The 24,091-nt window shown below is 73.6% G+C and carries 26 protein-coding genes; 12 read left to right on the top strand and 14 right to left on the bottom strand.

Annotated elements, in window-relative coordinates:
- Nucleotides 1–353, bottom strand: a 353-nt coding sequence (locus LCE31_RS04710; protein WP_374118407.1) for a DUF6758 family protein, incomplete at its 3' end; no start/stop codon positions are given.
- 72 nt (nucleotides 354–425) lie between these two features.
- Nucleotides 426–1,016, bottom strand: coding sequence for a suppressor of fused domain protein (locus LCE31_RS04705; protein WP_225012677.1), 591 nt, complete (start codon nucleotides 1,014–1,016; stop codon nucleotides 426–428).
- A gap of 495 nt (nucleotides 1,017–1,511) precedes the next feature.
- On the opposite strand from LCE31_RS04705, the gene LCE31_RS04700 reads away from it, so the two are divergent.
- Nucleotides 1,512–2,648 (top strand): magnesium and cobalt transport protein CorA, encoded by a 1,137-nt coding sequence (locus LCE31_RS04700; protein WP_225012676.1) that lies wholly within the window; start codon nucleotides 1,512–1,514, stop codon nucleotides 2,646–2,648.
- A gap of 109 nt (nucleotides 2,649–2,757) precedes the next feature.
- Nucleotides 2,758–3,258: a hypothetical protein gene (locus tag LCE31_RS04695; protein ID WP_225012683.1), complete on the top strand. Its 501-nt coding sequence runs from the start codon at nucleotides 2,758–2,760 to the stop codon at nucleotides 3,256–3,258.
- Nucleotides 3,259–3,373: 115 nt separating this feature from the next.
- On the opposite strand, the gene LCE31_RS04690 is transcribed toward LCE31_RS04695, so the two are convergent.
- Nucleotides 3,374–4,150, bottom strand: coding sequence for a hypothetical protein (locus LCE31_RS04690; protein WP_374118406.1), 777 nt, complete (start codon nucleotides 4,148–4,150; stop codon nucleotides 3,374–3,376).
- Nucleotides 4,151–4,338: 188 nt separating this feature from the next.
- On the opposite strand from LCE31_RS04690, the gene LCE31_RS04685 reads away from it, so the two are divergent.
- The 3 genes from LCE31_RS04685 to LCE31_RS04675 all read left to right on the top strand — a co-directional run bounded on the left by LCE31_RS04685 (nucleotide 4,339) and on the right by LCE31_RS04675 (nucleotide 7,589).
- The gene (locus LCE31_RS04685) at nucleotides 4,339–5,619 is read left to right on the top strand and encodes a magnesium transporter MgtE N-terminal domain-containing protein (RefSeq protein ID WP_225012674.1); all 1,281 of its coding nucleotides are present in this window, start codon (nucleotides 4,339–4,341) and stop codon (nucleotides 5,617–5,619) included.
- 46 nt (nucleotides 5,620–5,665) lie between these two features.
- The gene (locus LCE31_RS04680; protein WP_263631430.1) at nucleotides 5,666–6,265 is read left to right on the top strand and encodes a DUF1003 domain-containing protein; all 600 of its coding nucleotides are present in this window, start codon (nucleotides 5,666–5,668) and stop codon (nucleotides 6,263–6,265) included.
- Between the two features lie 163 nt (nucleotides 6,266–6,428).
- Nucleotides 6,429–7,589, top strand: coding sequence for an Mrp/NBP35 family ATP-binding protein (locus LCE31_RS04675; protein WP_225012673.1), 1,161 nt, complete (start codon nucleotides 6,429–6,431; stop codon nucleotides 7,587–7,589).
- Nucleotides 7,590–7,796: 207 nt separating this feature from the next.
- Here the strand turns inward: LCE31_RS04675 and LCE31_RS04670 are convergent, their stop codons facing one another.
- From LCE31_RS04670 to sigE, 4 genes are all read right to left on the bottom strand, one after another.
- On the bottom strand, nucleotides 7,797–8,507 hold the full coding sequence (locus LCE31_RS04670; protein WP_225012672.1) for a hypothetical protein: 711 nt from the start codon (nucleotides 8,505–8,507) through the stop codon (nucleotides 7,797–7,799).
- Between the two features lie 102 nt (nucleotides 8,508–8,609).
- Nucleotides 8,610–9,122: a sec-independent translocase gene (locus LCE31_RS04665; protein ID WP_225012671.1), complete on the bottom strand. Its 513-nt coding sequence runs from the start codon at nucleotides 9,120–9,122 to the stop codon at nucleotides 8,610–8,612.
- 440 nt (nucleotides 9,123–9,562) lie between these two features.
- Nucleotides 9,563–10,609, bottom strand: a complete 1,047-nt coding sequence (locus LCE31_RS04660) for an anti-sigma factor family protein (RefSeq protein ID WP_225012670.1) — start codon at nucleotides 10,607–10,609, stop codon at nucleotides 9,563–9,565.
- A complete protein-coding gene (sigE, locus tag LCE31_RS04655) occupies nucleotides 10,606–11,382 on the bottom strand; it encodes an RNA polymerase sigma factor SigE (RefSeq protein WP_225012669.1) in 777 nt (258 codons plus the stop codon). Before sigE ends, LCE31_RS04660 begins: the two co-directional genes overlap by 4 nt.
- 135 nt (nucleotides 11,383–11,517) lie before the next feature.
- Between sigE and LCE31_RS04650 the strand changes: the two genes are divergently transcribed.
- Nucleotides 11,518–12,237, top strand: a complete 720-nt coding sequence (locus tag LCE31_RS04650; RefSeq protein WP_225012681.1) for an O-methyltransferase — start codon at nucleotides 11,518–11,520, stop codon at nucleotides 12,235–12,237.
- A 256-nt stretch (nucleotides 12,238–12,493) separates the two neighbouring features.
- Here the strand turns inward: LCE31_RS04650 and LCE31_RS04645 are convergent, their stop codons facing one another.
- Nucleotides 12,494–12,661 (bottom strand): DUF3117 domain-containing protein, encoded by a 168-nt coding sequence (locus LCE31_RS04645; protein WP_003966491.1) that lies wholly within the window; start codon nucleotides 12,659–12,661, stop codon nucleotides 12,494–12,496.
- Nucleotides 12,662–12,941: 280 nt separating this feature from the next.
- On the opposite strand from LCE31_RS04645, the gene LCE31_RS04640 reads away from it, so the two are divergent.
- Nucleotides 12,942–13,745: an enoyl-CoA hydratase/isomerase family protein gene (locus LCE31_RS04640; protein WP_225012668.1), complete on the top strand. Its 804-nt coding sequence runs from the start codon at nucleotides 12,942–12,944 to the stop codon at nucleotides 13,743–13,745.
- A gap of 72 nt (nucleotides 13,746–13,817) precedes the next feature.
- Here the strand turns inward: LCE31_RS04640 and LCE31_RS04635 are convergent, their stop codons facing one another.
- Nucleotides 13,818–14,414: a DNA-3-methyladenine glycosylase I gene (locus LCE31_RS04635; RefSeq protein WP_308042189.1), complete on the bottom strand. Its 597-nt coding sequence runs from the start codon at nucleotides 14,412–14,414 to the stop codon at nucleotides 13,818–13,820.
- The gene (locus LCE31_RS04630; RefSeq protein ID WP_225012667.1) at nucleotides 14,411–14,833 is read right to left on the bottom strand and encodes a DivIVA domain-containing protein; all 423 of its coding nucleotides are present in this window, start codon (nucleotides 14,831–14,833) and stop codon (nucleotides 14,411–14,413) included. The genes LCE31_RS04635 and LCE31_RS04630 overlap by 4 nt, the downstream gene beginning before the upstream one ends.
- A gap of 146 nt (nucleotides 14,834–14,979) precedes the next feature.
- Between LCE31_RS04630 and folP the strand changes: the two genes are divergently transcribed.
- The gene (gene folP, locus LCE31_RS04625) at nucleotides 14,980–15,852 is read left to right on the top strand and encodes a dihydropteroate synthase (protein ID WP_225012666.1); all 873 of its coding nucleotides are present in this window, start codon (nucleotides 14,980–14,982) and stop codon (nucleotides 15,850–15,852) included.
- Nucleotides 15,853–15,968: 116 nt separating this feature from the next.
- On the opposite strand, the gene LCE31_RS04620 is transcribed toward folP, so the two are convergent.
- Nucleotides 15,969–16,727 (bottom strand): TIGR00730 family Rossman fold protein, encoded by a 759-nt coding sequence (locus tag LCE31_RS04620; protein WP_225012665.1) that lies wholly within the window; start codon nucleotides 16,725–16,727, stop codon nucleotides 15,969–15,971.
- Nucleotides 16,728–17,006: 279 nt separating this feature from the next.
- Nucleotides 17,007–18,083 (bottom strand): succinyl-diaminopimelate desuccinylase, encoded by a 1,077-nt coding sequence (gene dapE / locus LCE31_RS04615; protein ID WP_225012664.1) that lies wholly within the window; start codon nucleotides 18,081–18,083, stop codon nucleotides 17,007–17,009.
- Nucleotides 18,084–18,242: 159 nt separating this feature from the next.
- On the opposite strand from dapE, the gene LCE31_RS04610 reads away from it, so the two are divergent.
- Nucleotides 18,243–19,277: a hypothetical protein gene (locus LCE31_RS04610; protein WP_225012663.1), complete on the top strand. Its 1,035-nt coding sequence runs from the start codon at nucleotides 18,243–18,245 to the stop codon at nucleotides 19,275–19,277.
- A gap of 321 nt (nucleotides 19,278–19,598) precedes the next feature.
- A complete protein-coding gene (locus tag LCE31_RS04605) occupies nucleotides 19,599–19,985 on the top strand; it encodes an ATP-binding protein (RefSeq protein WP_225012662.1) in 387 nt (128 codons plus the stop codon).
- 317 nt (nucleotides 19,986–20,302) lie between these two features.
- On the opposite strand, the gene dapC is transcribed toward LCE31_RS04605, so the two are convergent.
- Nucleotides 20,303–21,412: a succinyldiaminopimelate transaminase gene (gene dapC, locus LCE31_RS04600; protein WP_374118405.1), complete on the bottom strand. Its 1,110-nt coding sequence runs from the start codon at nucleotides 21,410–21,412 to the stop codon at nucleotides 20,303–20,305.
- A 103-nt stretch (nucleotides 21,413–21,515) separates the two neighbouring features.
- Complete coding sequence (fdxA, locus tag LCE31_RS04595) at nucleotides 21,516–21,836, bottom strand: ferredoxin (protein ID WP_225012661.1); 321 nt, start codon at nucleotides 21,834–21,836, stop codon at nucleotides 21,516–21,518.
- A gap of 140 nt (nucleotides 21,837–21,976) precedes the next feature.
- On the opposite strand from fdxA, the gene LCE31_RS04590 reads away from it, so the two are divergent.
- Both LCE31_RS04590 and LCE31_RS04585 read left to right on the top strand, forming a co-directional pair.
- On the top strand, nucleotides 21,977–23,026 hold the full coding sequence (locus tag LCE31_RS04590; protein ID WP_225012660.1) for a GNAT family N-acetyltransferase: 1,050 nt from the start codon (nucleotides 21,977–21,979) through the stop codon (nucleotides 23,024–23,026).
- A 95-nt stretch (nucleotides 23,027–23,121) separates the two neighbouring features.
- A complete protein-coding gene (locus LCE31_RS04585; RefSeq protein WP_225012659.1) occupies nucleotides 23,122–23,958 on the top strand; it encodes a transglutaminase-like domain-containing protein in 837 nt (278 codons plus the stop codon).
- Nucleotides 23,959–24,091 lie beyond the last annotated feature (133 nt).

Below are 24,091 nucleotides of genomic sequence, written 5' to 3'. Positions count from 1 at the left end.
CCCCGTTCGGGGGGGCCGCGCCCCACGCCCAGTTCCTCGGCGACGAGCAGCAGCTCGCCCGGGCCGCCGAGCGGTCCCGGGCCGGTGCACGCGACGGCGGTGGCCCGGCCGCCGCTGCGGTCGTCGCCCGCGTAGGTGACGCCGGTGAACAGCCAGCCGACGGGGAGGGGCCAGGGCATCCAGACGGGGACCCGGGCCCGGTTCACGGCCACGCCAAGCGCCTCGACGCTCGGCGGGACGACAGCCTGCAACGGGTACACCGCACCGTGCACGTCGCACTGCCAGGAATCGGCGAAGAGGCCTGGTGCCCTGACGCGTCCACCACACTTCGGGCAGCTGGGTTCGCCCCTCATATCCGCCCACGGTCCTCTCCGGCCGACCCCGCGTCAAGGCGATCACCTGACTCCGAGAGGCCCGTGGCGGTCTCAGTCAAGTGGTACAGCCCCGCGCAGTGGGTCACGCAGGTCGGTACCGTGCGACAGCCAGCGCTCCTGGAGCTCCTGTGCGCCCCTCGCACGCTTCCAGGCCGCCTCGTTGGCGGTCATGGGCAGCAGCGGAAGGAACCTCACCGGCTCCATCGGCGCGGACAGGTCCAGGTCCGCCACCAGTCCCCCGCCCTCCGCCACCAGGACGGACGTGAACGGCGCGTCGGGCCAGAGCGGGCCACCGACGTCGAGCGACGCGCCCGGCGCCACCACCACGCCCTCCACCTGCGGCGACGCGGCGAGTACGGCGAGCGGGCGCAGCACCTCGTCGGTGCGGGCACGCCCGGCGCGCAGGGAGAGCAGCAGCTCGGCGCGGGGGCCCTCGACCGGGTCGGCGATCATCGACGTGCTGTCGCTCATCGGGGCTGCCGACATGCCGAGCGTCGCGTAGCGGACGAGCCCGCTCGCGGCGTCCGGGAAGCGGAGCACCTCGATGCGGTCTGCGCCGACGAAGGTGACGGCGGCGCGCGCGTCCGGTTCGCCCAGTGCCGTACGCAATCGCGCTTCTACCAGCGGGAGAATTTCTGCCACCCGGCGAGCATAGATCGCGTAAGGATGGGGCATGACGCAAGATTGGCCTGGTCCCAGCTGTTAGGCTGAGGCGCCGGTCGGGGCAGCAGGCAGAAGCCTGGCTCTCCAGCCCCGTCCCGCACGCGACACGCACGTACGTCATCCCCCACGGGGGACCGACCGGAGGAGGTGGGGCTGCGGTGGATCGAAGTCACCCGGCCAGTACCAGCCGCTCTCCGTACGGCATCACAGCGTTGTGAGCTGAGCCTCGCCCCTTTGACCGGGCACGTCGCGCGACGACGGAACCGCTCCGGTCAATCGCTCCCTGGCTTTCCGTCCGGCGGATGAGCGCACATCATCCCAGCTTGTGTTTTTCACCTGTCGGTAGCGCACTCCGTCATCGCGATCCACCCGGTGCCGCCCGCTTTGCGGACGTAAGAGTCCCGTAGCGGCTACGCCCCCATTCCGGGCTGTGCCACGTGTCGCATGACGGTCTCTGTCGTGAAGGAGCCTGCCATGTCGATGATCCGTGACCTCCGCGCAGCTGTCCGCCCCTCGTTCCGCAGGAACGCCGGGACCTATCGCTCGTACGACAAGACGTACGACGCGTCGCGCGACGCGTCCGCCTCCACCGCAGTCGTCGACTGCGGCGTCTACCGCGACGGCCGCCGCGTGCGCTCCGAGACCTGCGCCACGCCGCACGAGGCGATGCTGCGGGTCCGGGACGAGGGCGGTTTCGCCTGGATCGGGCTGCACGAGCCGACCGAGCAGGAGTTCGCGGGCATCGCGGCCGAGTTCGGGCTCCACCCGCTGGCCGTGGAGGACGCGGTGCACGCGCACCAGCGGCCGAAGCTCGAACCGTACGACGACACCCTCTTCACGGTCTTCAAGACGATCCACTACGTGGACCACGACGTGCTCACGGCGAACAGTGAGGTGGTGGAGACCGGCGAGGTGATGTGCTTCACCGGACGGGACTTCGTCATCACGGTCCGGCACGGCGCGAAGGGCTCGCTGCGCAACCTCCGCCACCGGCTGGAGGACGACCCCGAGCAGCTGGCGCACGGCCCGTCCGCCGTCCTGCACGCGATCGCGGACCACGTCGTGGACGGCTACATGGCGGTCGCGAACTCGATGCAGGACGACATCGACGAGGTCGAGATCGACGTGTTCTCCGAGCCGGCCAAGGGCCAGAAGGCCGGCGACCGGGGCCCGGACGCCCAGCGGATCTACCAGCTCAAGCGGGAGGTGCTGGAGTTCAAGCGTGCCGTGTCACCGCTGCTGCGGCCGATGCAGATGCTGAGCGAGCGTCCGATGCGGCAGGTCGAGCCGGCGATCCAGAAGTACTTCCGCGACGTCGCCGACCACCTCGTCCGGGTGCAGGAGCAGGTCATCGGCTTCGACGAGCTGCTCAACTCCATCCTCCAGGCGAACCTCGCGCAGGCGACCGTCGCGCAGAACGAGGACATGCGCAAGATCACGTCCTGGGCGGCGATCATCGCCGTGCCGACCGCGGTCTGCGGCATCTACGGCATGAACTTCGACCACATGCCGGAGCTGCACTGGAAGTACGGCTATCCGATGGTGCTGGGCGCGATCATCGCGATCTGCCTGGTCATCCACCGGGCGCTGAAGAAGAACGGGTGGCTGTGAGCGCGCGACGTAGGCTGCGGCCATGACGCAGTCGCCGCGGCCCGGGGGGGGGGCCCAGTCGCCGGGGCCCGGCGCGGAGTCCCTGACGGAGTCGCGGGTGGAGTCCCGGATGGAGTCCCGGGTGGTCCGCTTCCTGGTGGAGGAGGCCACGAAGAAGTCGGGCCTCATCTGGGTACGGGGCACGGACCGCGCGCGGCCCCTGTGGCACGTGTGGCTGGACGGCGCCGCGTACGTCGTGGGCGGCGGTCCCGGCGAGCAGCCCCTCCCGGCGGGCCTCACGGACGGGGCGCGCGCCGAGGTGACCGTACCCAGCAAGGACAAGCGGGGTCGGGTCGTGTCCTGGACGGCCGAGATCGGCGAGCTCGCGCCCGGCTCCGGGGAGTGGACGGCGGCGGTGGCCGAGCTGAAGGGCAAGCGGCTCAACGCGCCGGACGGCGAGGCCGCCGTGGAGCGCTGGCGGCGCGAGTGCCGCGTACTGCGCCTCGCGGTGCGCGACGCGCGCGCGGACCTGCCCGCCGCCTCGCTCGCGGCCCGTCCCGTCCCCTCGCCGGCGACGACCAGGGGGCCGCTGCCGCCGGCCTTCGGCCTCCGGCGGCGCCGCAAGGGCTGAGCCCGGCCCTGGCACGGTGTTCCGACCCGGCTCGGCGCCTGGTGCCCCTCACGCTCCGAGCTCCGAGCTCCGAGCTCCGAGCTCCGGGCTCCGGGCTCCGGGCTCCGGGCTCCGGCTAGGTGCGCGGGATCTTGCTGCCGTAGTCCACCGTCTGGTCCTTCGCCGGCGCGGTCAGCGGGAAGTCCTTGCCCCAGTCACCGAGCGTCAGCGTGCCCGCGCCGCCCGCGCGGACCAGCCGCACGGGGTACGGCGTGCCCCGCAGCGAGACGTCGAGCGTGCCGCCTTTCGCGTCGTCGCCGCCCTTGACCTCTATGGTCGGCACGCCGTGCACGGTGGGCCGACCGCCCTTGACCGGTTCGCCGCCGAGGGTGAGCAGCCCGTCGAGGAGCGCCTTCTGGTCGGTGAAGCCGCGCAGTTGCCCGTACGCCGGGTCGCCGGCCGGGACCCGCACGTACTTGCCGCCCAGCTTGTCCGCGATCGCGCCGCCGGAACCGCCGGAACCGCCGGGGCTCGTGGACAGCCCCCGGCCCTGGTCCGACTGGTTCCAGAAAGCCTCCGAGCCCTTGAGGAACAGCGAGTCGCCCACCCGCAGCAGCGAGAACGCCGTCCCACGCGCCGTGACGGAGCCCGAGCCGCCGTCCTTCCCCAGCCGCATGTCGAGCGTGTACGTCTGCCCCCGGGTCACGAGCTCGCCGGTGACCCGTACCGCCGTGGCACCGTCCACCGCGGTGCGCGCCTTCTCCTCGATCTCCCGCGCCGAGAGCTTCCCCACCCCGTTCGTCCCCTCGTCGGGGTCACCCCCCCCCGACAGCGCCGCCGCCAGCCCCGCGCAGAGCGCGACACAGGCCCGGGCACGGCGGAAGGGGCGGCGGCGGGGACGGGGCACGGACACACGGGGCCTTTCGAACGGAACGGAGCCTTCAGCTGTCCTACGGCCGGTCGCGTCCTGGCCGTGAGGCACGTCGCGGACGGGCGCGGGCCCGCGGCAGACCGCAGCGTACCCGCGTCCGCCGGAGCACGCCGGGCGCCCACCGGCTAGCCTGATCACGACCGGGAACACGGGACCGAGGAGGCGTGCGCATGGCTGGAGGCGCCCCCCGGATCTTCGTGTCCCACCTGTCCGGCGTGCCCGTGTTCGACCCCCAGGGCGACCCGGTCGGGCGGCTGCGGGACCTCGTGGCGATGCTGCGCGTCGGCAACCGGCCGCCCCGCCTCGTCGGACTCGTCGTCGAGGTGGCCAGCAGGCGGCGGATCTTCGTGCCGATGACACGCGTCACCGACATCACGTCGGGCCAGATCATCACGACCGGTGTGCTGAACGTGCGCCGTTTCGAGCAGCGCGCCACGGAGCGGCTGGTGTTCGGCGAGATGCTGGACCGCCGGGTGCGGATGGTGGAGGACGGCGCGGAGGTGACCGTCCTGGACGTGGCGGTGCAGCAGCTGCCCGCCCGCCGCGACTGGGAGGTCGCGAAGGTCTTCGTACGGGCCGGGAAGCGCGGCGGCGCGCTGCGGCGGCGCAGGGACGCGTTCACCGCCGACTGGGCGGACGTGACCGGCTTCTCGCTGGAGGAGGAGGGCCAGGGCGCGGAGAACCTCGTCGCGACGTTCGAGACGCTCCGCCCGGTCGAACTCGCCAACGTGCTGCACAACCTGACGGCGAAGCGGCGGGCCGAGGTGGCCGCCGCCCTGGACGACGACCGGCTCGCGGACGTGCTGGAGGAGCTGCCGGACGACGACCAGGTGGAGATCCTCGGCAAGTTGAAGGACGAGCGGGCCGCCGACGTCCTGGAGGCGATGGACCCCGACGACGCCGCCGACCTGCTCTCCGAGCTGCCGGAGGAGGAGAAGGAGCGCCTCCTGGAGCTGATGCAGCCGCACGACGCGGCGGACGTGCGCCGGCTCCTGTCGTACGAGGAGCGCACCGCGGGCGGCCTGATGACGACGGAGCCCATCGTGCTGCGGCCCGACGCGACGGTCGCGGACGCCCTCGCGCGCGTACGGGTGCGGGACCTGTCCCCCGCGCTGGCGGCGCAGGTGTACGTGTGCAGGTCGCCCGAGGACACCCCCACGGGCAAGTACCTGGGCACGGTCCACTTCCAGCGGCTGCTGCGCGAGCCGCCGTTCACGATGGTCGGCGCGGTCGTGGACAGCGACCTGCCGCCGCTCGCGCCCGACACCCCGCTGTCCGCCGTGACCGCGCACCTCGCCGCGTACAACATGGTCTCGGCGGCGGTCGTGGACGCGAGCGGGGCGCTGCTCGGGGCGGTGACCGTGGACGACGTGCTCGACCACCTGCTGCCCGACGACTGGCGGGAGACCGGGTTCCACGGCCTGGAGGGGGCGGCCGCGCGTGACGAGTGACCAGCGCCGGGAGGGCCAGGGCCCCGGCCCGCACGGGGCGACGGCGCTGCGCCGCGACGACGGCCGGCGGGCGCGGGCCGGAGAGCGGCGCGAGGACGGCGGGCGCCGGCGGGTGCGGCTCGACCAGCCGCGCGAGCAGCGCCGCAGGCTGGTGCCCCAGTGGGACCCCGAGGCGTTCGGGCGGCTCTCGGAGCGGGTGGCGCGGTTCCTCGGCACGGGCCGGTTCATCGTCTGGATGACGCTGATCATCATCGTATGGGTGGTGTGGAACATCGCGGCGCCGAAGGGCGTGCGCTTCGACGAGTACCCGTTCATCTTCCTGACGCTGACACTGTCGCTCCAGGCGTCGTACGCGGCGCCGCTGATCCTGCTCGCCCAGAACCGGCAGGACGACCGCGACCGGGTCACCCAGGAGCAGGAACGCAAGCAGAACGAGCGGTCGATCGCGGACACGGAGTACCTGACGCGGGAGATCGCGGCGCTGCGCATGGGCCTCGGGGAGGTCGCGACCCGGGACTGGATCAGGTCGGAGCTCGAGGACCTGGTGCGGGAGCTGGACGAACGCCGTGACGGCCACCGCGCGCCCGGCGGGGACGAGGCGCCACGCGGCGGGGAGGCCCACCGGGGCGCGCCGCGCGACGGCTGAGGGGGGCGCGGGCGCCTTTCGGCGGGCCCGGGCCGGGCGCGGGACCGGCGCGGCGTGGCCCGGGCCGTGCGCGGGACTGGCGGTCCGGACGACGGCCGTGACACCTGTCTCTCCGGGCCTGCGGGCTTTCCAGGAGGGACGCGTGGCGCCGTACCATCTCGGTATGGCTACCGACACGTACGGAACCACCGTCCCCGCGGAAGACGCGGTGCGCGAGGCGCTCTCGACGGTGAACGACCCCGAGATCCACCGGCCGATCACCGAGCTCGGCATGGTCAAATCGGTGGAGATCGCGGACGACGGTGCGGTGGCCGTGACCGTGTACCTGACCGTCTCTGGCTGCCCGCTGCGGGACACCATCACGAACGGCGTCACCGAGGCGGTCTCCCGCGTCGAGGGCGTGACGTCGGTGTCGGTCACGCTGGACGTGATGAGCGACGAGCAGCGCCGTGAGCTGGCGGAGTCGCTGCGCGGCGGCCAGGCCGAGCGCGAGGTGCCGTTCGCGAAGCCGGGATCGCTGACCCGGGTGTACGCGGTCGCCTCCGGCAAGGGCGGCGTCGGCAAGTCGTCGGTGACGGTGAACCTGGCGGCGGCCATGGCGGCGGACGGCCTGAAGGTCGGCGTCGTCGACGCGGACATCTACGGGCACAGCGTGCCGCGCATGCTGGGGGCCGACGGGCGTCCCACCCAGGTCGAGAACATGATCATGCCGCCCTCGGCGCACGGCGTGAAGGTCATCTCGATCGGGATGTTCACACCGGGCAACGCGCCGGTGGTGTGGCGCGGGCCGATGCTGCACCGCGCGCTCCAGCAGTTCCTGGCCGACGTGTACTGGGGCGACCTGGACGTGCTGCTGCTCGACCTGCCGCCCGGCACGGGCGACATCGCGATCTCGGTGGCACAGCTCGTGCCGAACGCGGAGATCCTCGTGGTGACGACGCCTCAGCAGGCCGCGGCCGAGGTCGCGGAGCGCGCGGGGTCCATCGCGGTGCAGACGCACCAGAAGATCGTGGGCGTCGTGGAGAACATGTCGGGCCTGCCCTGCCCGCACTGCGGCGAGATGCTCGACGTCTTCGGCACCGGCGGCGGCAAGCTCGTCGCCGAGGGGCTGACGCGGACCACGGGCGCGGAGGTGCCGGTGCTGGGCGCCATCCCGATCGACGTACGGCTGCGGGAGGGCGGCGACGAGGGCCGCCCGGTCGTCCTGACGGACCCGGACTCCGCGGCAGGCAAGGCGCTGCGCGGCATCGCGGAGCGGCTGGGCGAACGCAAGCGCGGCCTGTCGGGGCTGTCCCTCGGTATCACCCCGCGCAACAAGTTCTGAGCTCCGACGGCCGGGACCCGGGGTTCTGGGGCTTGTGCTGTCCCGGGGCCTGCGGTCCCGGGGCTTGCAGTCCCGGAGCCTGCAACCGCGGGGCCTACGAGGCGGCGCGCTCGGTCGGGCCGCCCCGCGAGGCGCGAAGGACAGTCCTGAACGCGAAGGGGCGCGTGCGACCGGTGGAGGCCGGCGGGCGCGCCCCTTCGGCGTGGATCAGCCCTCGTACGCCCTGAGGTCCTCGATCCGCGCGAACCCGAGGCCGTACGCGCTCATGCCGCGCCCGTAGGCGCCCAGGTGCACCCCGTCGGTCGAGCCCGCCAGCACCCAGCCGTACTCCGACTCGCGGTAGCGGAAGAGGGTGGGCACGCCGTCCACCGGCAGGGAGAGCGAGGACCACTCGGGGCTCTCCAGGTCGTCCGCAAGCTCGAACGCCGTCTCGGTCTGCTGGCTCAGCCAGTCGTCGCGCAGCGTGTGGTCCAGCTGGCCGGGCCAGGTGCAGGAGAGCAGGCCCGAGCCCGCGAGCCAGGCCGCTGAGGACGCCGTCGTGGCGTCCAGCTGGCCCGTACCGTCACCGCTGGTCCTGGCCGGGCTTGCCGCGACCGTGACGACCACGGCGAAGCGCTCTCTGTCCTCCGCGCCCTCGTCACCGCCCTCGGACGCCGCAGGGGACACCGCGGTGTTCTCCGGCCTGATCATCGGCTCCGAGCCGTGCCGCACAGCGCCGTGCTGCACCGTGCCGTCCGCCGCGGCCACCGCCTGCATCAGGGAGCGCGGCCCCGTGTAGGCCGCGTCCAGCCCGTACCAGGGGAAGGTGGCGCGCAGATAACCGTCGACCGGTCTCGACGGTTCCACCATGCCCCGTCTCTCAGGCTTGTCGGCCTTGTCGGAAACCTCGTCGGTCCCCGCCTGACTGGTCGTCTCCATCGGTCCGGCCCGCCTCCTCGATCTGCCCAGGGTCCGGAACTCACGCCTGCCGGACAGATGGAGGATAGCCATCCCGTCCCCGCGGGGCGGGACAGGCGGTGCTCAGGTGGCGTCCGCGTCGAACGGCGGGTGGTCGTCGCCGCCCGTCTCCGGACGCTTTTTGAGCAGGTCGGGGGTGGTGGAACCGGTGGTGCCCGAGCCGTTCGCGGCCGCGACCTGCGCGGCCCCGGCCGTGTCGCGGCCGTGCACGGCGTCGGCGACCTCGGCCATCTCCTTCTTCAGGTCGCTGACCTCACCGAAGTCCTTCTTCAGGTCGGCGACGTCGGAGATCTCCTTGCGCAGGTCGAGACTGCTGCGGATCTCCTTGAAGTCGTCGTTCTCAAGGAGCTGCTTGCGGACGAAGGTCTTCGGGTTGAGGTCCTCGAAGTCGAAGTCCTTGAACTCAGGGCCGAGCTCGGACCTGATGTCCTGCTTGGCGTTGTCGGAGAACTCCCGGACCTTGCGGATGAACCGCGCGGTGTCCTGGATGACCTTCGGCAGCTTCTCCGGACCGAAGACGATCACGGCCAGGATCACGAGGGCGAGGATCTCCAGAGGACCAATGTCGTTGAACACCTTGCAGCTCCTTGGGCTCTCCGTGCCGGCGGGGGACGGGCAGGGGTCCGTCCTGAGTCCGCGGTGGGGTCAAGGTCCGGGCCGTTACACGGTACCCGCACCCCCTGGCCGCGCGGTACCTCCCCGGCCCCTTCACATCCCGTCGGCGGAGCCGAGCGTCACTCCGAGCGTCCGGCCGGTGCCCGCGCGGCGAACGGTGAGGGTCGGGCGGTCGCCCGGCCGGTGCACGTGACCGATGTCTCACCGCCGCCGCCCGCGGGCGCGACGCCATGGTTGTTCGTCAGGATGTGCCCGTGCGCCGCCGTCCGGCCGCCCGGGTACGGGCTCCGGGCGGGGCGTGTCGGACGCGAAGGCTCCGTGCGCGAGTGTCATGCGCCCCCGGGGGCACCCTGGCGAGGATTCAACCGGTCCGGGACCAACCAGGTCCGGGACGGCTCCGGTCAGCGGGAGCCGGACAGGGGGCTGGGCCCCGCGAGCAGCTCAGGCCGCGGTGTGCCCGCGTGTGCGCCGGAGGCGGCGGCACCGCTGCTCTGCCCGGGCGTCGGGGCGGCGGTGGCGGACGCGGCGCCCGGGTCCGCCCCCATGGCCTGTGCCGAGCCCGTGGCGCTCGCCAGCGGGCTGGGCGGCGCGCTGTTGACCATGTCCGCGGGGAACGCGGACGTAGGGAAAGCGGACGCGGGGAACGGGGTGGCCTGAAGCGAGGGTGTGGCGAAGGACGGCGCCGCGAACGCCCGCGCGGAGAGCACGGAGGCTCCGGCCGGGGCGGAGAGGGCCGACAGGGCCGGCAGGTTCCGCGCCTGGAGCGTGCCGGGCGCGGCGACCACCCTGGCCGAGGAGCCGGACCTGGGCAGCAGGCCGCCTCCGCCGCCGAAGCCGCTGTTCCTGCGGCCCGCCTCGGCGGTCGTGGACTGGCCCGCCGCACGCAGCGGGATCACATTGCCCCGCGGTGAGTCCTGGGAGGCGCCGAGAGGCAGCGCCCCGCCCAGCGCCATCGCGGCGAGGGAGACCGCGCTCGCGGCGGCGAACGCGAAGCGCTTGCCGCGCCAGGGCGAGGTGCGCTCCGCCTCGGGCCTGCCCGCCCGGTGGACCGGGAAGACCGAGGCGCCGTGCGCCCCCGCGTAGCCGAAGCTGTCCATGAGCGTGCCCATGTCGTCGGACGCGTCGAACACGCCGTGCCCGAAGGGCTCGTGGCCGAGGCCGCGGCGGCCGAACGGCCCCTGTCCCTCGTCGTCGCCCGGCGGCTTCGAACCGCCCGCGGGCAGGCTCTGGAGCCGGGCGAGGAACCCCTCCGACGGGGGCGGCGGCGCCACTTCGGCGAAGAAGGTCTTCAGCCGGCGCTGGCAGTCCGCCTCGGACTTGCACCGGGCACACGTCGCCAGGTGCGCGAGGACCCGCTCGCGCTCGTCATGGCCCAGCTCTCCGTCCACCAGGGCGGCGAGCCGGTCACCCAGATGGTGCTCCGAGGGTGTCGGGCTCGTCGCACTCACGCCGTCCCGCCCTCCCCGGCCACGCTGACCCCGGCGACGCCCACGAACGGACGGTGCTCGGCGGCGCGTGCCTCGGGAGAACGGTGCTGGAGCGCCTTGCGCAGGTGCGAGCGGCCCCGGTGAATCCTGCTGCGCACCGTGCCGAGCTTGACTCCGAGCGTCGCGGCGATCTCCTCGTACGACAGCCCCTCGATGTCGCACAGCACGACGGCCGCGCGGAACTCGGGCGCGAGCGTGTCGAGCGCCTGCTGCACGTCCGCGTCGAAGTGGGTGTCGTGGAAGGCCTGCTGGGGCGAGGGCTCGCGGCTCGCGAGGCGCTCCGCCGCGTCGTCGCCGAGGGCGTCGAAGCGGATGCGCTGCTTGCGGCGGACCATGTCGAGGAAGAGGTTCGTGGTGATGCGGTGCAGCCAGCCCTCGAAGGTGCCGGGCGTGTAGGTGGACAGGGAGCGGAAGACCCGGACGAAGACCTCCTGGGTCAGGTCCTCCGCGTCGTGCTGGTTGCCCGTGAGGCGGTAGGCCAGGCGGTAGACGCGTCCGCTGTGCGTGCTGACGATCTCCTCCCAGGTGGGAGGCGTCCACGCCGGCGACTCCGCATCGGAGGCGAAGGTCGCGGTGACCGCGGAGTGGGTGGAGCGGGAACGGTCAGCAGTGTCGGTCACGGATTTCGGCTCACCTGCCGACCCGGGGAAGCGCACGAGCACTCCCCTGAGATCCACAGTCGCGGCCGCACCTCCCCTGTCGGCTCTGGTGGTGTCCAGTAGAGCCCCTACCATAGCCACCTCGCCCGTTAGCTCCGGATAAGAATCTTTACGCGAATTTGGGAGCCGGGCTCACCACGGCTCTCCGACCCCGCCCGCGGTGGCCGTCGTCTCGGCCACGCGCTTACTCCCCACTTAACGTCCGGTCCCATCAGCGGGTTCCCGGGCCCAGCGGATACAGTCACGGTTGGGCCGACACCGGGGGACAAGGAGAGGGCCATTACCGCCAACCGGCAGACGAGCTGGGCGTTCGCCGACGCCTTTGTCGCCGAGGACGAGGCACTTCGCTGGGCCCGCGAGCGGGCCAGGGAAAGTGGACTCCGCCCGGTGTCACCGGGCACCGGCTCGACGCTGCGGCTGCTCGCCGCCACGGTGGACGCGAAGGCCGTCGCCGAGATCGGCACCGGCACCGGTGTCTCCGGCATCCACCTGCTGCGGGGCATGCGCCCCGACGGCGTCCTGACCACGGTGGACGTCGATCCGGAGAGGCAGCAGTTCGCCCGGCAGGCGTTCCGCGCGGCGGGCTTCACCGGCAACAGGGCCCGCTTCATCCCCGGGCACGCGCTGGATGTGCTGCCGCGACTCGCGGACGGCGGGTACGACATCGTCTTCTGCGACGGCGACCGGCTGGAGAGCCTGGACTATCTGGCTGAATCGTTGCGCCTGCTGCGGGCCGGCGGCCTCGTGTGCTTCGAGGGCGTCTTCGCGGGCGGCCGCACGGTGGAGTCCGCGGTGCAACCCACCGAGGTGCTCAGGCTGCGGGAGCTGCTGCGCGCGGTGCGCGAGAGCGAGGAGCTGGTCCCGTCGCTGCTGCCGGTCGGCGACGGGCTCCTGTGCGCGGTACGCAGGGCGCCGCACACCGGGGCGTAGCGACGCGGGACGTCCATCCAGGTCGCGCCTTCGCGCGGGGTCGGCGTCTCGGTACGTGTGCACGCGGCGGCGGCGCCCCCGGCGGTACGGGGTCCGGGCCGTGCGCCGCCGGCGCCGCCAGGGCCCGGGCGGCACACCGCCCCGGCACGGATGATGCTCGTCCGTACCGGGGCAGCGGCGGTGTCTGACCGGGGTGACCCCCCACTGGAGGCCCCGCACCGAGGGCCCCTGGAGGGGAGAGCGTCGAGCGTCCCGCTCAGCCGACGACCTTCTTCAACGCGTCGCCGAGTGCGTCCGCTTCGTCGGGCGTGAGCTCGACCACGAGCCGACCGCCGCCTTCGAGCGGAACACGCATGACGATGCCCCGCCCCTCCTTGGTCACCTCGAGCGGGCCGTCGCCCGTCCGCGGCTTCATGGCCGCCATGCTCGTTCCCCTTCCTGAAACCAGCTCGTAGCAGCCGGCGGCCCCATGGCAGGCGCTGCGTCACCGGCATCGAACACATTGCTTCCTGCGCATTATCCCGCATCCCACGACCCGATGACCAACATCGGTCGGCATCGCTTACGCAACGCGCTCACACAAAACGGCCCATTTCGGCGCTCTGCCTGCGATACTTCGCCGCCCTCGCACACTTCGGCCGTCTGTCCGTCCGTCATGCTGGTGCGCGCGACCTGTGGAGAGACGACCCCGAAGGGACCCGATCATGGCGGACACCGTGCTGTACGAGGTGGGCGACGGCCTCGCGACCATCACCCTCAACCGCCCGGAGGCGATGAACGCCCTGGACGTGGCGACCAAGGTGGCGCTGCGGGACGCCCTGCGGGAAGCGGCGCGGGACACGGGCGTCCGGGCCGTGCTGCTGACCGCCGCGGGCGACCGGGCCTTCTGCGTGGGCCAGGACCTCAAGGAGCACACCACACTGCTCGCCCGCAGCCGCGCCGAGGGCACCACCGACACCATGAGCACGGTGCGGGAGCACTACAACCCGATCGCGCACACCATCACGACACTGCCCAAGCCGGTGGTGGCGCGGGTCAGCGGGGTGGCCGCGGGCGCGGGCATGGGCTTCGCGCTCGCCGCGGACTACCGCGTCGTCGCGGACACCGCCAGCTTCAACACGTCCTTCGCCGGGGTGGCGCTGAGCGCGGACTCGGGTCTGTCGTGGACGCTGCCGCGCATGATCGGCCAGGGCCGCGCCGCCGATCTGCTGCTGTTCCCGCGCACCGTGAAGGCGCAGGAGGCCTACGAGCTCGGCCTGGTCAACCGGCTGGTGCCGGCGGCCGACCTGGCCCGCGAGGCCGCCGCCGTGGCACACGCGCTGGCCGCGGGCCCGACCGTGGCCTACGCCTCGATCAAGGAGTCGCTCGCGTACGCCACCGACCACTCGCTGGACGACGCGCTGGCCAAGGAGGACGAGCTCCAGAGCCGGGCGGGCTCGTCCGAGGACCACGCGATCGCCGTCGAGGCCTTCCTCGCGAAGCGGAAGCCGGAGTACCTGGGCCGCTGACGCCGGGCCGCTGACGCCCGCCGGGCGGCGCGCGGTCCCGGTGGGCCGTCCGGCGGGCCGCCACCGGACGGCCTACCGGGACGCGGTCACGTCCGCAAAGGCGCAGTCCGCCAAGTGGTCGTTGACCAGGCCGCAGGCCTGCATCGTCGCGTACGCGGTGGTCGGCCCGACGAAGCGGATGCCGCGCTTCTTGAGGGCTTTGGACAGGGCGGTCGACTCGTCCGTCACGGCGGGGATGTCCGCCCCGCCGCGCGGCAGCGGGCGCTTCGCCGGGTCCGGCGCGTACGACCAGATGAGGTCGGTCAGCTCGCCGGGGGCCCACTCGGCCAGCGTCTTGGCATTGGCCATCGTGGCGTCGACCTTGGAGCGGTTGCGGATGATGCCGGGGTCGGCGAGCAGCCGCTCCCGGTCCCGCTCGGTGAAGCGGGCGACCTCGGCGATCCGGAACCGCGCGAAGGCGGCGCGGAAAGTCTCGCGCCTGCGCAGGATCGTGATCCACGAAAGGCCGGACTGGAACGCCTCCAGGCTGAGCCGCTCGAACAGGGCGTCGTCGCCGCGCACCGGGCGGCCCCACTCGGTGTCGTGGTAGGCGACGTAGTCGTCGGTGGACAGGCTCCAGGGGCAGCGGGCCAGCCCGTCGGGGCCCACGACCGCCGAGTCCCCGCTCAACGGCCGTCCTCCTCGTCCACGCCGCCCGGCGCCGCCTGCCCGTACCCGCCGGGCTCGGCCCCTGGCGGGTACGCGCGCGGGTCCCAGCCCTGCTGGTGGTAAGAGCGGGCCGCGGGCCCGGCGCCGCGGGCACCGGCGAGCGCGGTCTCCAGCTCGGCGATGCGCGCGTCCCGCTCGGCGAGTTCCGCGCCGAGCCTGCCGAGCACGTCGTCCACGTCCGTCATGCGGTAGCCGCGCACGGTGACGGGGAGGCGGACCGCGTCGATGTCGGCGGAGCTGACCGGGCGGGTCTCGGGCAGCGGGTCGACGAGGCGCTGGGGCGCCGTCTCAGGAAGGACGGCGCGGTCCCCGCCGCCCAGGACAGCCATCGTCACCGCGCCGATCACCACGACCATCGCGATGAGCAAGAACCAGAACACGTGCTTCTCCCCGGGTGCCGAAGCCGAACGCCGAACTACGTCGCTCCGATCGTGCCACGAGCCACTGACAACCGGGACGCCACCGGCCCCGTAAGGTCGTTGGCCGGAGCCCGCGACCGGTGGGCGAGAGGGGACGGGTACGAGGGATGAGCGGCGGGACTCTGCGGCTTGGGCGGCGGGAATTCGGGGAGCACGAGCCGGTGGTCATGGCGATCGTGAACCGGACGCCGGACTCGTTCTACGACCAGGGCGCGACCTTCCAGGACAAGCCGGCCCTCGACCGCGTCGCGCGCGCCGTGGACGAGGGCGCGGCGATCGTGGACATCGGCGGGGTGAAGGCGGGACCCGGCGAGGAGGTCACCGTGGAGGAGGAGATCCGCCGCACGGTGGGCTTCGTCGCGGCGGTCCGCTCGCGCCACCCCGATGTGGTGATCAGTGTGGACACCTGGCGGCACGAGGTCGCCGACGCCGTGTGCGCGGAGGGCGCCGACCTGCTGAACGACGCCTGGGGCGGGGTGGACCCGGATCTCGCGGAGGTGGCCGCCCGCCGGGACGTGGGGCTGGTGTGCACCCACGCGGGCGGCGCGCAGCCGCGTACCCGGCCGCACAGGGTCGCGTACGACGATGTGATGGCGGACATCCTGCGGGTCACGGCCGGCCTCGCGGAGCGCGCCCGCGACCTGGGCGTACGGCGGGACGGCATCCTGATCGACCCGGGCCACGACTTCGGCAAGAACACCCGGCACTCGCTGGAGGCGACGCGCAGGCTGCCGGAGATGACCGCGACCGGCTGGCCGGTGCTGGTGTCCCTGTCGAACAAGGACTTCGTGGGCGAGACGCTGGACCGTCCGGTCAAGGAGCGGCTCATCGGCACGCTCGCGACGACGGCCGTCTCGGCGTGGCTGGGGGCCCGCGTCTACCGGGTCCACGAGGTCGCGGAGACCCGGCAGGTGCTGGACATGGTGGCGTCCATCGCGGGCCACCGCCCCCCGGCGGTCGCCCGGCGCGGCCTCGCCTGAGCGACCGGGACGGCGGAGCCCCGGAGCGGCAACGTACGACGCCCCAGGTCCCTGGGCGGGCTCCTGGGGCGATCCGCGCGTACCGGTCGATGCCGCCGGCGGGGGCCGGGAAGGCCTCAGACGCGCTCCGTGCCCGCTTCCTTGCTGACGAGGGCCACGGCCTCCTCCACGTCGTCCGTGACGTGGAACAGCAGCAGGTCCTTCTCCGCCGCCTTGCCCTGGGCGACCACCGTCCCCCGCAGCCAGTCGACGAGGCCGCCCCAGTACTCCGTGCCGAACAGCACGATCGGGAACCGGGTCACCTTGCGGGTCTGGACCAGGGTGAGCGCCTCGAACAGCTCGTCCATGGTGCCGAGGCCGCCCGGCAGCACCACGAAGCCCTGCGCGTACTTCACGAACATCGTCTTGCGGACGAAGAAGTAGCGGAAGTTGATGCCCATGTCGACATAGGGGTTGAGCCCCTGTTCGAAGGGCAGCTCGATGCCGAGGCCCACGGATACGCCGCCGGCCTCCTTCGCGCCCCGGTTGGCCGCTTCCATGGCGCCGGGTCCCCCGCCCGTGATCACGGCGAACCCGGCCTCGACGAGCGCCTTGCCGATGCGTACGCCCGCGTCGTAGTCCGGGGAGTCGACCGGTGTGCGGGCCGAACCGAAGACGCTGATCGCGCTCGGCAGCTCCGCGAGGGCGCCGAAGCCCTCGACGAACTCGGACTGGATGCGCATGACCCGCCACGGGTCGGTGTGCACCCATTCGGAGTCGCCCGCCGTGTCGAGCAGCCGCTGGTCGGTGGTGCCGGCCTGTACCTGCCGGCCGCGCAGGACCACCGGTCCGAGCCGCTGCTCCCCCGGCCTCCTCGATCCCTCGGGGTCGCCCATGCGCCGCTCCTCTCTGGTGCCGAAATGCCCTGTTCTGTTGATGAACCTCGTAATGCCGTGTTCCTCGTCTCCGCTGCGTGTCCCGGTGTGCCCCCGCGCGTACGCGGCGCGGTCCTCCCCGTGTCCGGGGCGCGGGGCGCCGGCGGCTCGTGGGCCGGGCGCCTGGGGTCCAGGACTTTTCCTGCTCTTTTGTATTCCCCCGCCAGCCTAGAGGTACGGACATGACGAACAGCGAAATTCCGGCCGTCGGTACGGCGCAGGTCAGAGGCCGTACGGCGGTCAGGACGTGAGCCAGCCGCGCAGCCGCTCCTCACAGTGCGTGATGCGCTCCACAGCGACCCGCTCGTCGGCCTTGTGCGCGAGGAGCGCGTTTCCGGGTCCGTAGTTCACCGCGGGCACGCCGAGCTCGCCGAAGCGCGACACGTCGGTCCAGCCGAACTTGGGCTGTGCCGTCCCGCCGACGGCCGCCATGAACGCGGCGGCGGCCGGGTGCGAGAGGCCGGGCAGCGCGGCGCCCGAGTGGTCGGTCACCGTGAAGGACGCGACGCCGCAGTCGGCGAACACCTCGCGTACGTGGGCGACGGCCTCGTCGGGGCCGCGGTCGGGCGCGTAGCGGTAGTTGACCGTCACGGTGCAGGCGTCGGGGATCACGTTGTTCGCGACGCCGCCCTCGATCCGTACGGCGTTGAGGCCCTCGTGGTACTCAAGGCCGTCGATGACCGGCCTGCGCGGCTCGTACGCGGCGAGGCGGGCGAGGATCGGCGCGGCGGCGTGGACGGCGTTGGAGCCCATCCAGGAGCGCCCGGAGTGGGCGCGCTCCCCCGCCGTGGCCAGCTCGACCCGGAGGGTGCCCTGGCAGCCGCCCTCGACCTGCGCGTCGGAGGGTTCGAGGAGGACGGCGAAGTCGCCGGCCAGCCAGTCGGGGTGGGCGTCGACGACGTGCCCGAGACCGTTGAGGTGCCCGGCGACCTCCTCGTTGTCGTAGAAGACGAACGTCAGGTCGCGGTTGGGCTCCGGCACGGTCGCCGCGATCCGCAGCTGTACGGCCACCCCTGACTTCATGTCGGTGGTGCCGCAGCCCCACAGCACCCCGTCCTCGTCGAGCCGCGACGGCACGTTGCCCGCGATCGGGACGGTGTCGAGGTGTCCGGCGAGCACCACGCGCTCAGGGCGCCCGAGCCGGGTGCGGGCGACGACGTTGTTGCCGTGCCGGTCGACGGTGAGGTGCGGGAGCGTACGGAGCGCCTGCTCGACGGCGTCGGCGAGGGGGCCCTCCGTTCCGCTGACGGAGGGGAGGTCGACGAGGCGGGCGGTGAGCGTGGCGGCGTCGAGGGTGAGGTCGAGCTTGTCGGACATGGAGGTGACACTAACGTCCGGTCGGCCGTGCCCCGAAGCCGTCGGTGGGCGGGGCCTTTTCGCGGCCTTCGCGGTGGTCTGTTCCGCTGGGCACGGGCTCCGGGCACAGTCTGTCCACAGGCGGGGTGCGAGGGCTCCACACTCCAGTACGGTGAGCGCGTGTCAGAGACCGTCACACGCTCCCGCAGGGGCCGCTTCCTGCGTTTCGCGGCAGCCTTCGCCGCCCTACTCACCGTCGCCTCGTACATCGGCGTGCAGTACCTGACCGGTGGCCCGCACCCCACGAAGTGCAGCGTCCGGGCGGCCGGTACCGCCGGCGGCGGCGCGAGGGCCACCTACGAACTGACGCCCGACCAGGCGTCCAACGCCGCGACGATCTCGGCGGTCGGCGTCACCCGCGGCATGCCGGAGCGGGCCGTCACCATCGCGCTCGCGACCGCCATACAGGAATCAGGGCTGCACAACCTGCACGACGGGGACCGGGACTCGCTCGGCCTGTTCCAGCAGCGCCCGTCCGCCGGCTGGGGAACACAGCAGCAGGTCCTCGACCCGGTGTACGCCTCGACGCAGTTCTACAAGCGCCTGGCGAAGATCCCCGGTTACGAGCGGCTGCCACTGACGGTCGCCGCGCAGCAGGTCCAGCGCAGCGGTTTCCCCGAGGCGTACGCGAAGCACGAGCCGGATGCGACGCTGCTGGCCGCGGCGTTCACCGGGCTCGCGCCCGCGGTGCTGAGCTGCCCCGCGCCGTTCGACCACGCGCCGGGCGATCCGCGGACGGTGCGTACGGCGCTGACGGCGGCGTTCGGCCCGAAGGTGCTGCCCGCGGGCTCGGGGACGGACACGAAGCACGGCTCGGTCCCCGCGAGCGCCTCCGGCACGACGGAGCTGTCTGCCTCCGGCGCGACCCACGCGAAGACCGTCAAGGCGCGGCCCGCCGTCATCTCCGTGCCGGTCCGCGCGGCGCCCGGCGGCGGGCACGGCGGGACGGCGGGCACGACCGCCGCGCAGCGCGGCTGGGAGCTCGCGCACTGGGCGGTGGCACGGGCGGGCACGCTCCATATCGACCAGGTGGCCTACGCGGGCCGGGTGTGGAGCGCCGCGGACGCGGGGGCGGGGTGGCAGCGGCCAGGGAAGAAGTCCGACGAGTCGGACAAGTCGTCCACGTCCGAGGTCAGGATCAGCATCGCACCGTAGTTCGGCCGGTCACCCTGGCGGTGGAGGCGGGGCAGGTGCTCGCGGCACTTTCCCGACGATCGTCCGACTGTCGGTTCATGACCCCGATTCCGCTTGGGGCGTCTGGGGGGTGACGGTTCGCCGGCCTCGCACCGGGGCTCCCGTTTGCCCGCTTTCGCCGGACACCGACAATACGACGCATTAACAATTCTTTACGTTGTCGCTCCGCAACCTCCGCCGCCCCTCAGGGAGTTGTCACGGCGTCCGACCGGCGCCCGACACGAATGGACCAAGCCGACCGGCCTGGCCCCCGGGCACCGCTCATCCCGTCGAAGGAGCATCATGTCCCTCCCCCTGACCCGCCGCATCGCCCGCGCCGCACTGCTCGTCGCCGCAGGCGCGGCGACCCCTGTCGTCGTCGCGGGCGCCGCCAACGCCGCGTCGCTGCCGGGGGCCGCCGACCTGGGAGCGGTCAGCTCGCTCGACGGCGCGGGCGTCGGCAACACCGTGGACCACGCCGCCCGTTCGACCACCGACATGGCCGGCCAGACCGGTGCGCACGTCGTCGGTACGGCCATCCCGGCCGCCGGCAGGACCGTCGGTTCCACGGGCAGGACGGTGGCGCCCGCCGCGCAGAAGGCCGCGGGCGACGCCGCGGGAAGCCTGGGCACGGTCGTCGGCGACACCGCGCAGAACAACCAGCTGCCGAACCTGCCGCTGGGCGGCTGAAGGGCCTGACCGGGCCCCCAGGTCCAACACGGCCGCGGGACCCACACGGCCGAAACGACCGGGGCGACCGCGGGACCGGCCCCGCCGGGAACGGCGGGGCGGCCGAGACCGCCCAGGGGGGGGGGGGGGGGGGGGGGGGGGGGGCCCGGGGCCCCCCGGGGGGCGGGGGGGGGGGGGGGGGGGGGCGCGCGGCCGCCCCGCACCCCCCCCGCCCCCGGCCCCCCCCCCGCCCCGGGGGCGGGGGGGGGGGGCCCCCCCGGCCCCCCCCGCCGCCCGCCCCCCCCCCCCCCCCCCCCCCCGCCACGTTCCGGCGGCTCTCAGCCTCCGAGGCGCTTGACCGCCGCCCCGATCCGCTCGTCCGTCGCCGTCAGCGCGACCCGTACGTGGCGGGCGCCGGCCTCACCGTAGAACTCGCCGGGCGCCACCAGGATGCCGCGCTCTGCGAGGTGTCCGACGGTGTCCCAGCAGTCCTCCTCGCGCGTCGACCAGAGGTAGAGCCCGGCGTCGCTGTGATCGACGCGGAAGCCGTTGGCCTCGAGGGCGGCGCGCAGCGGCTCGCGCCGGGCCGCATACCGCTCCCGCTGCTCCGCCACGTGCCCGTCGTCGCCGAGCGCGGCGACGGTCGCGGCCTGGATGGGCGAAGGCACCATCATCCCGCCGTGCTTGCGCACCTGGAGCAGCTCGCCGAGCACGTTCTCGTCGCCCACCAGGAAGGCGGCGCGGTAGCCCGCGAGGTTCGACCGCTTGGACAGCGAGTGGACCGCGACGAGGCCCTCGTACGAACCGCCGCAGACGTCGGGGTGGAGCACCGAGACGGGTTCGGGGCCCTCCCAGCCGAGCTCCAGGTAGCACTCGTCACTCAAGACCACGACGCCGTGCTCGCGCGCCCACGCGACGATCCGCGCCAGCTCGTCCTTGGGGATCACCCGGCCGGTGGGGTTGGACGGCGAGTTGAGCCACAGCAGCCTCAGGCCCTCGGGGTCCAGCAGCGTCGGGTCGTCGTACGGGGCGAGGCCCGCGCCGGCGAGGCGCGCGCCCACCTCGTACGTCGGGTAGGCGAGGCGCGGGTAGCCGACGCGGTCGCCCGTGCCGAGCGCGAGCTGCACCGGCGCCCAGGCGACGAGTTCCTTGGAGCCGACGACCGGCAGCACGTTGCGGTGAGTGAGGCCCCGGGCGCCGAGCCTGCGCTCCGCCCAGCCGGTGAGCGCGTCCCGCAGGGCCTCGGTGCCCCAGACCGTCGGATAGCCGGGCGAGTCCGCCGCGTCGGCCAGCGCGCGCCGCACGAGCGCGGGAACCGGGTCGACCGGCGTGCCGATGGACAGGTCCACGATGCCGTCCGGGTGCGCCCGGGCGGTCTCGTCGTACGGCTTCAGCCTGTCCCACGGAAAGACCGGCAGGGACTGCGACAGTGCGGGCACGGTGCTCACTTACTCTCTCGTACGGGCTCCGCCCTCCGCCGCCGAACGCGGGAGCGGACGCGAACACGCCGGTGCCCCCCCGCGCCGACCCTGCGGGGCCGGGGCGCGAAGGTCAGCCGTTCTGCGGCGGCAGAGCGGCGACGAGGGGGTGGTCCCGCTCGATCAGGCCGAGCTTCGAGGCGCCACCGGGGGAACCGAGCTCGTCGAAGAACTCCACATTGGCCTTGTAGTAGTCCTTCCACTCGTCCGGGGTGTCGTCCTCGTAGAAGATCGCCTCGACCGGGCAGACCGGCTCACAGGCACCACAGTCGACGCATTCGTCCGGGTGGATGTACAAGGACCGTGAGCCCTCGTAGATGCAGTCGACCGGGCACTCCTCGATGCACGCCTTGTCCTTCACGTCGACACAAGGCTGCGCGATGACGTAGGTCACGCTGTCGTTCCTCCTCCATAGGGCGCGGCGGGCCGATCTGCGGCTCCGTCCACGGGCGCGCGGGAGCGCGGCGTCGTCGATGCCCGCATCTAGTATCTCCGTTCCTGGGCACGATCCGAACAGGAGGGGCTTGCAGAGCTGTGGAAATCACCGGCGGCGGACGTCTTGAGGTCCGGATCGGCCCCACCGATGTGGGCAAACGTGTATCAGTCAGACGGCTCACCGGAGCGTCGGACGGGTCAGGGACATTCACCGACACGGTCGGGATTCTCACATCATGGAACGACGGAGTGATGCTCATCACACGGAGGAACGGTGAGACGGTGACGCTCCAGGAGTCCTCGGTGGTGGCCGGCAAGGTCGTGCCCGACGCGCCGGCCCGTCGCCGGGGCCCCGCTGCGACGCGCGCGGAGCTGATCGGCGTGGTGGCACGCGCCTGGCAGCCCGTGGAGTCCGAGCCGCTCGGCGGCTGGCTGCTGCGCGCCGCGGGCGGCTTCACCCGGCGCGCCAACTCCGCGCTGCCGGCCGGCGACCCCGGCGTGTCGCTGCCCGAGGCGGCGGACCGGGTGCGCCGGTGGTACGAGGCGCGCGGGCTGACCCCGTACGTGCAGCTGGAGACGGAGTCGGCGGACGGCCAGGAGCGGCTCGGCGGGGAGCTGGCGGCGCTGGGCTGGCGGCCCGAGGCGTCCGCCGAGGTCTGGACGGGCGCGCTCGCGCCGGTCGGCGACCTGGCCACCGGCGCGGAGGACGGCACCGGCACGGACGGCGGCACCGGCACAGCGCGGGTGCGGCTGGCGCGCGACCCGGACGAGGAGTGGCTGAGCCGCTATCACCGCGCGGGCGGCGCCGTGGCCCCGCACATGCTGGAGGTGCTGCGGAGCGGCCCTTCGACCTGGTTCGCGACGGTGCCGGCCGCCGGCGCCTCCGCGGGGGACGAGGGCCCCGCGGCGATCGGCCGCTGTGTGGTGGACGGGCGCTGGGCCGGCTTCATGGCGGTGGAGGTCGCCCCCGCGCACCGGCGCAAGGGGCTCGCGCGCGCCGTGATGGCCGCACTCACGCGCCGGGCGCTGGACGAGGGCGCCTCGGCCGGATGGCTCCAGGTCGAGGACGACAACACGGGGGCCCGCGCGTTGTACACGGGCATGGGGTTCGCCCCGCACCACGGCTACCGGTACTTCCGTCCGGCGTAGACACGCCCCGGCGGGGACGGCGGCGGGCGGGAGGGCCCCGGGCCGCGAGGCCGTGGGACCGGCGAGGGCCGAGGGCCGGAAGGACCGTGGGAGCGGTGGGGAAACCGTACGAGAAGGACGAACGACGCGGCAGGTTCGCCGAGGAGGCGCGCGCGGAGCGGCCCGACCTCGCCGTGCTGTGCCTGCTGATCGGCGCCGAGGCCGACCGGGCGATGGGCGAGGACGCGGTGGACGCGGGCCAGGCGGAGCTGGACCGGCTCGCGGGGCTGCTGCCGTTCGGCCCGCACGACGCGGAGGGCTGGGCCCGCGCGGTGGCGGACCTGCTGGGCGGGCGGTACGGCTTCCACGGGGTGGCGGCCGACTACGCGCGGCTGGAGTCGTCCCTGCTGCCCGAGGTGCTCAGGCGCGGGCGCGGCCTGCCGATCCTGCTGTCGGTGGTGTGGAGCGAGGTGGCGCGGCGGGCGGGCGCCCCCGTGTACGGCGTGGCGCTGCCCGGCCACTTCGTCGTCGGGTTCGGCACCCCTGAACGGCCGGTGCTCGCGGACCCGTTCGCCGGGGGCGCGCCGCTGTCGGTCGGGGACGCCGCGGCGCTCGTCGCGGTGACCGCGGGGCAGGCGCTGCGCCGGGAGATGCTGCTGCCCGTGAGCCCGCTCGACGTGGTCGCGCGCGTCCTGAACAACATCCGGGCGTGGGCGGCGGGGCGGCCGGAGCGCGGCGACGTCGCGCTGTGGGCGCTGGAGCTTTCGATGCTGCTGCCCTCGCGCCCGGCGCGACTGCGGTACGAACACGGGCGGCTGCTGGTGGAGCGCGGCGACTTCCTGCGCGGCGCGGCGGAGCTCGACGCGTACGCGGACGTGGTGGCGGCCGTGGAGCCCGCGACGGCGCGGGCGATCCGCCACCGGGCGCGCGCCGCCCGGGCGATGCTCAACTGACGGCCGTGGGGGGGGGCGGGGGGGGGGGGGGGGGGGGGGGGGGGCGCCCCCGCCCCCCCCCCCCCCCGCCCCCGGGGCCCCCCCGGGGGGGGGGCGGGGCCCGCGGGGGGGGGGGGGTGGGGTGGGGGGGCCA

This window comes from Streptomyces sp. 8L (assembly GCF_020176795.1).
GTDB lineage: Bacteria > Actinomycetota > Actinomycetes > Streptomycetales > Streptomycetaceae > Streptomyces.
This window is presented reverse-complemented; position numbering and strand designations above follow the sequence as displayed.

What these genes read in the sequence shown, in the direction of transcription:
- LCE31_RS04695 (WP_225012683.1), top strand. Translation starts at nt 2,758, where the DNA reads ATGGAGTCCCGGGTGGTCCGCTTCCTGGTGGAGGAGGCCACGAAGAAG.
- LCE31_RS04620 (WP_225012665.1), bottom strand. Translation starts at nt 16,727, where the DNA reads ATGGGCGACCCCGAGGGATCGAGGAGGCCGGGGGAGCAGCGGCTCGGA.
- sigE (WP_225012669.1), bottom strand. Translation starts at nt 11,382, where the DNA reads ATGGTAGGGGCTCTACTGGACACCACCAGAGCCGACAGGGGAGGTGCG.
- LCE31_RS04670 (WP_225012672.1), bottom strand. Translation starts at nt 8,507, where the DNA reads ATGGAGACGACCAGTCAGGCGGGGACCGACGAGGTTTCCGACAAGGCC.
- LCE31_RS04605 (WP_225012662.1), top strand. Translation starts at nt 19,599, where the DNA reads ATGTCCCTCCCCCTGACCCGCCGCATCGCCCGCGCCGCACTGCTCGTC.
- LCE31_RS04675 (WP_225012673.1), top strand. Translation starts at nt 6,429, where the DNA reads ATGGCTACCGACACGTACGGAACCACCGTCCCCGCGGAAGACGCGGTG.
- LCE31_RS04685 (WP_225012674.1), top strand. Translation starts at nt 4,339, where the DNA reads ATGGCTGGAGGCGCCCCCCGGATCTTCGTGTCCCACCTGTCCGGCGTG.
- LCE31_RS04640 (WP_225012668.1), top strand. Translation starts at nt 12,942, where the DNA reads ATGGCGGACACCGTGCTGTACGAGGTGGGCGACGGCCTCGCGACCATC.
- dapE (WP_225012664.1), bottom strand. Translation starts at nt 18,083, where the DNA reads ATGTCCGACAAGCTCGACCTCACCCTCGACGCCGCCACGCTCACCGCC.
- LCE31_RS04645 (WP_003966491.1), bottom strand. Translation starts at nt 12,661, where the DNA reads ATGGCGGCCATGAAGCCGCGGACGGGCGACGGCCCGCTCGAGGTGACC.
- LCE31_RS04700 (WP_225012676.1), top strand. Translation starts at nt 1,512, where the DNA reads ATGTCGATGATCCGTGACCTCCGCGCAGCTGTCCGCCCCTCGTTCCGC.
- folP (WP_225012666.1), top strand. Translation starts at nt 14,980, where the DNA reads ATGAGCGGCGGGACTCTGCGGCTTGGGCGGCGGGAATTCGGGGAGCAC.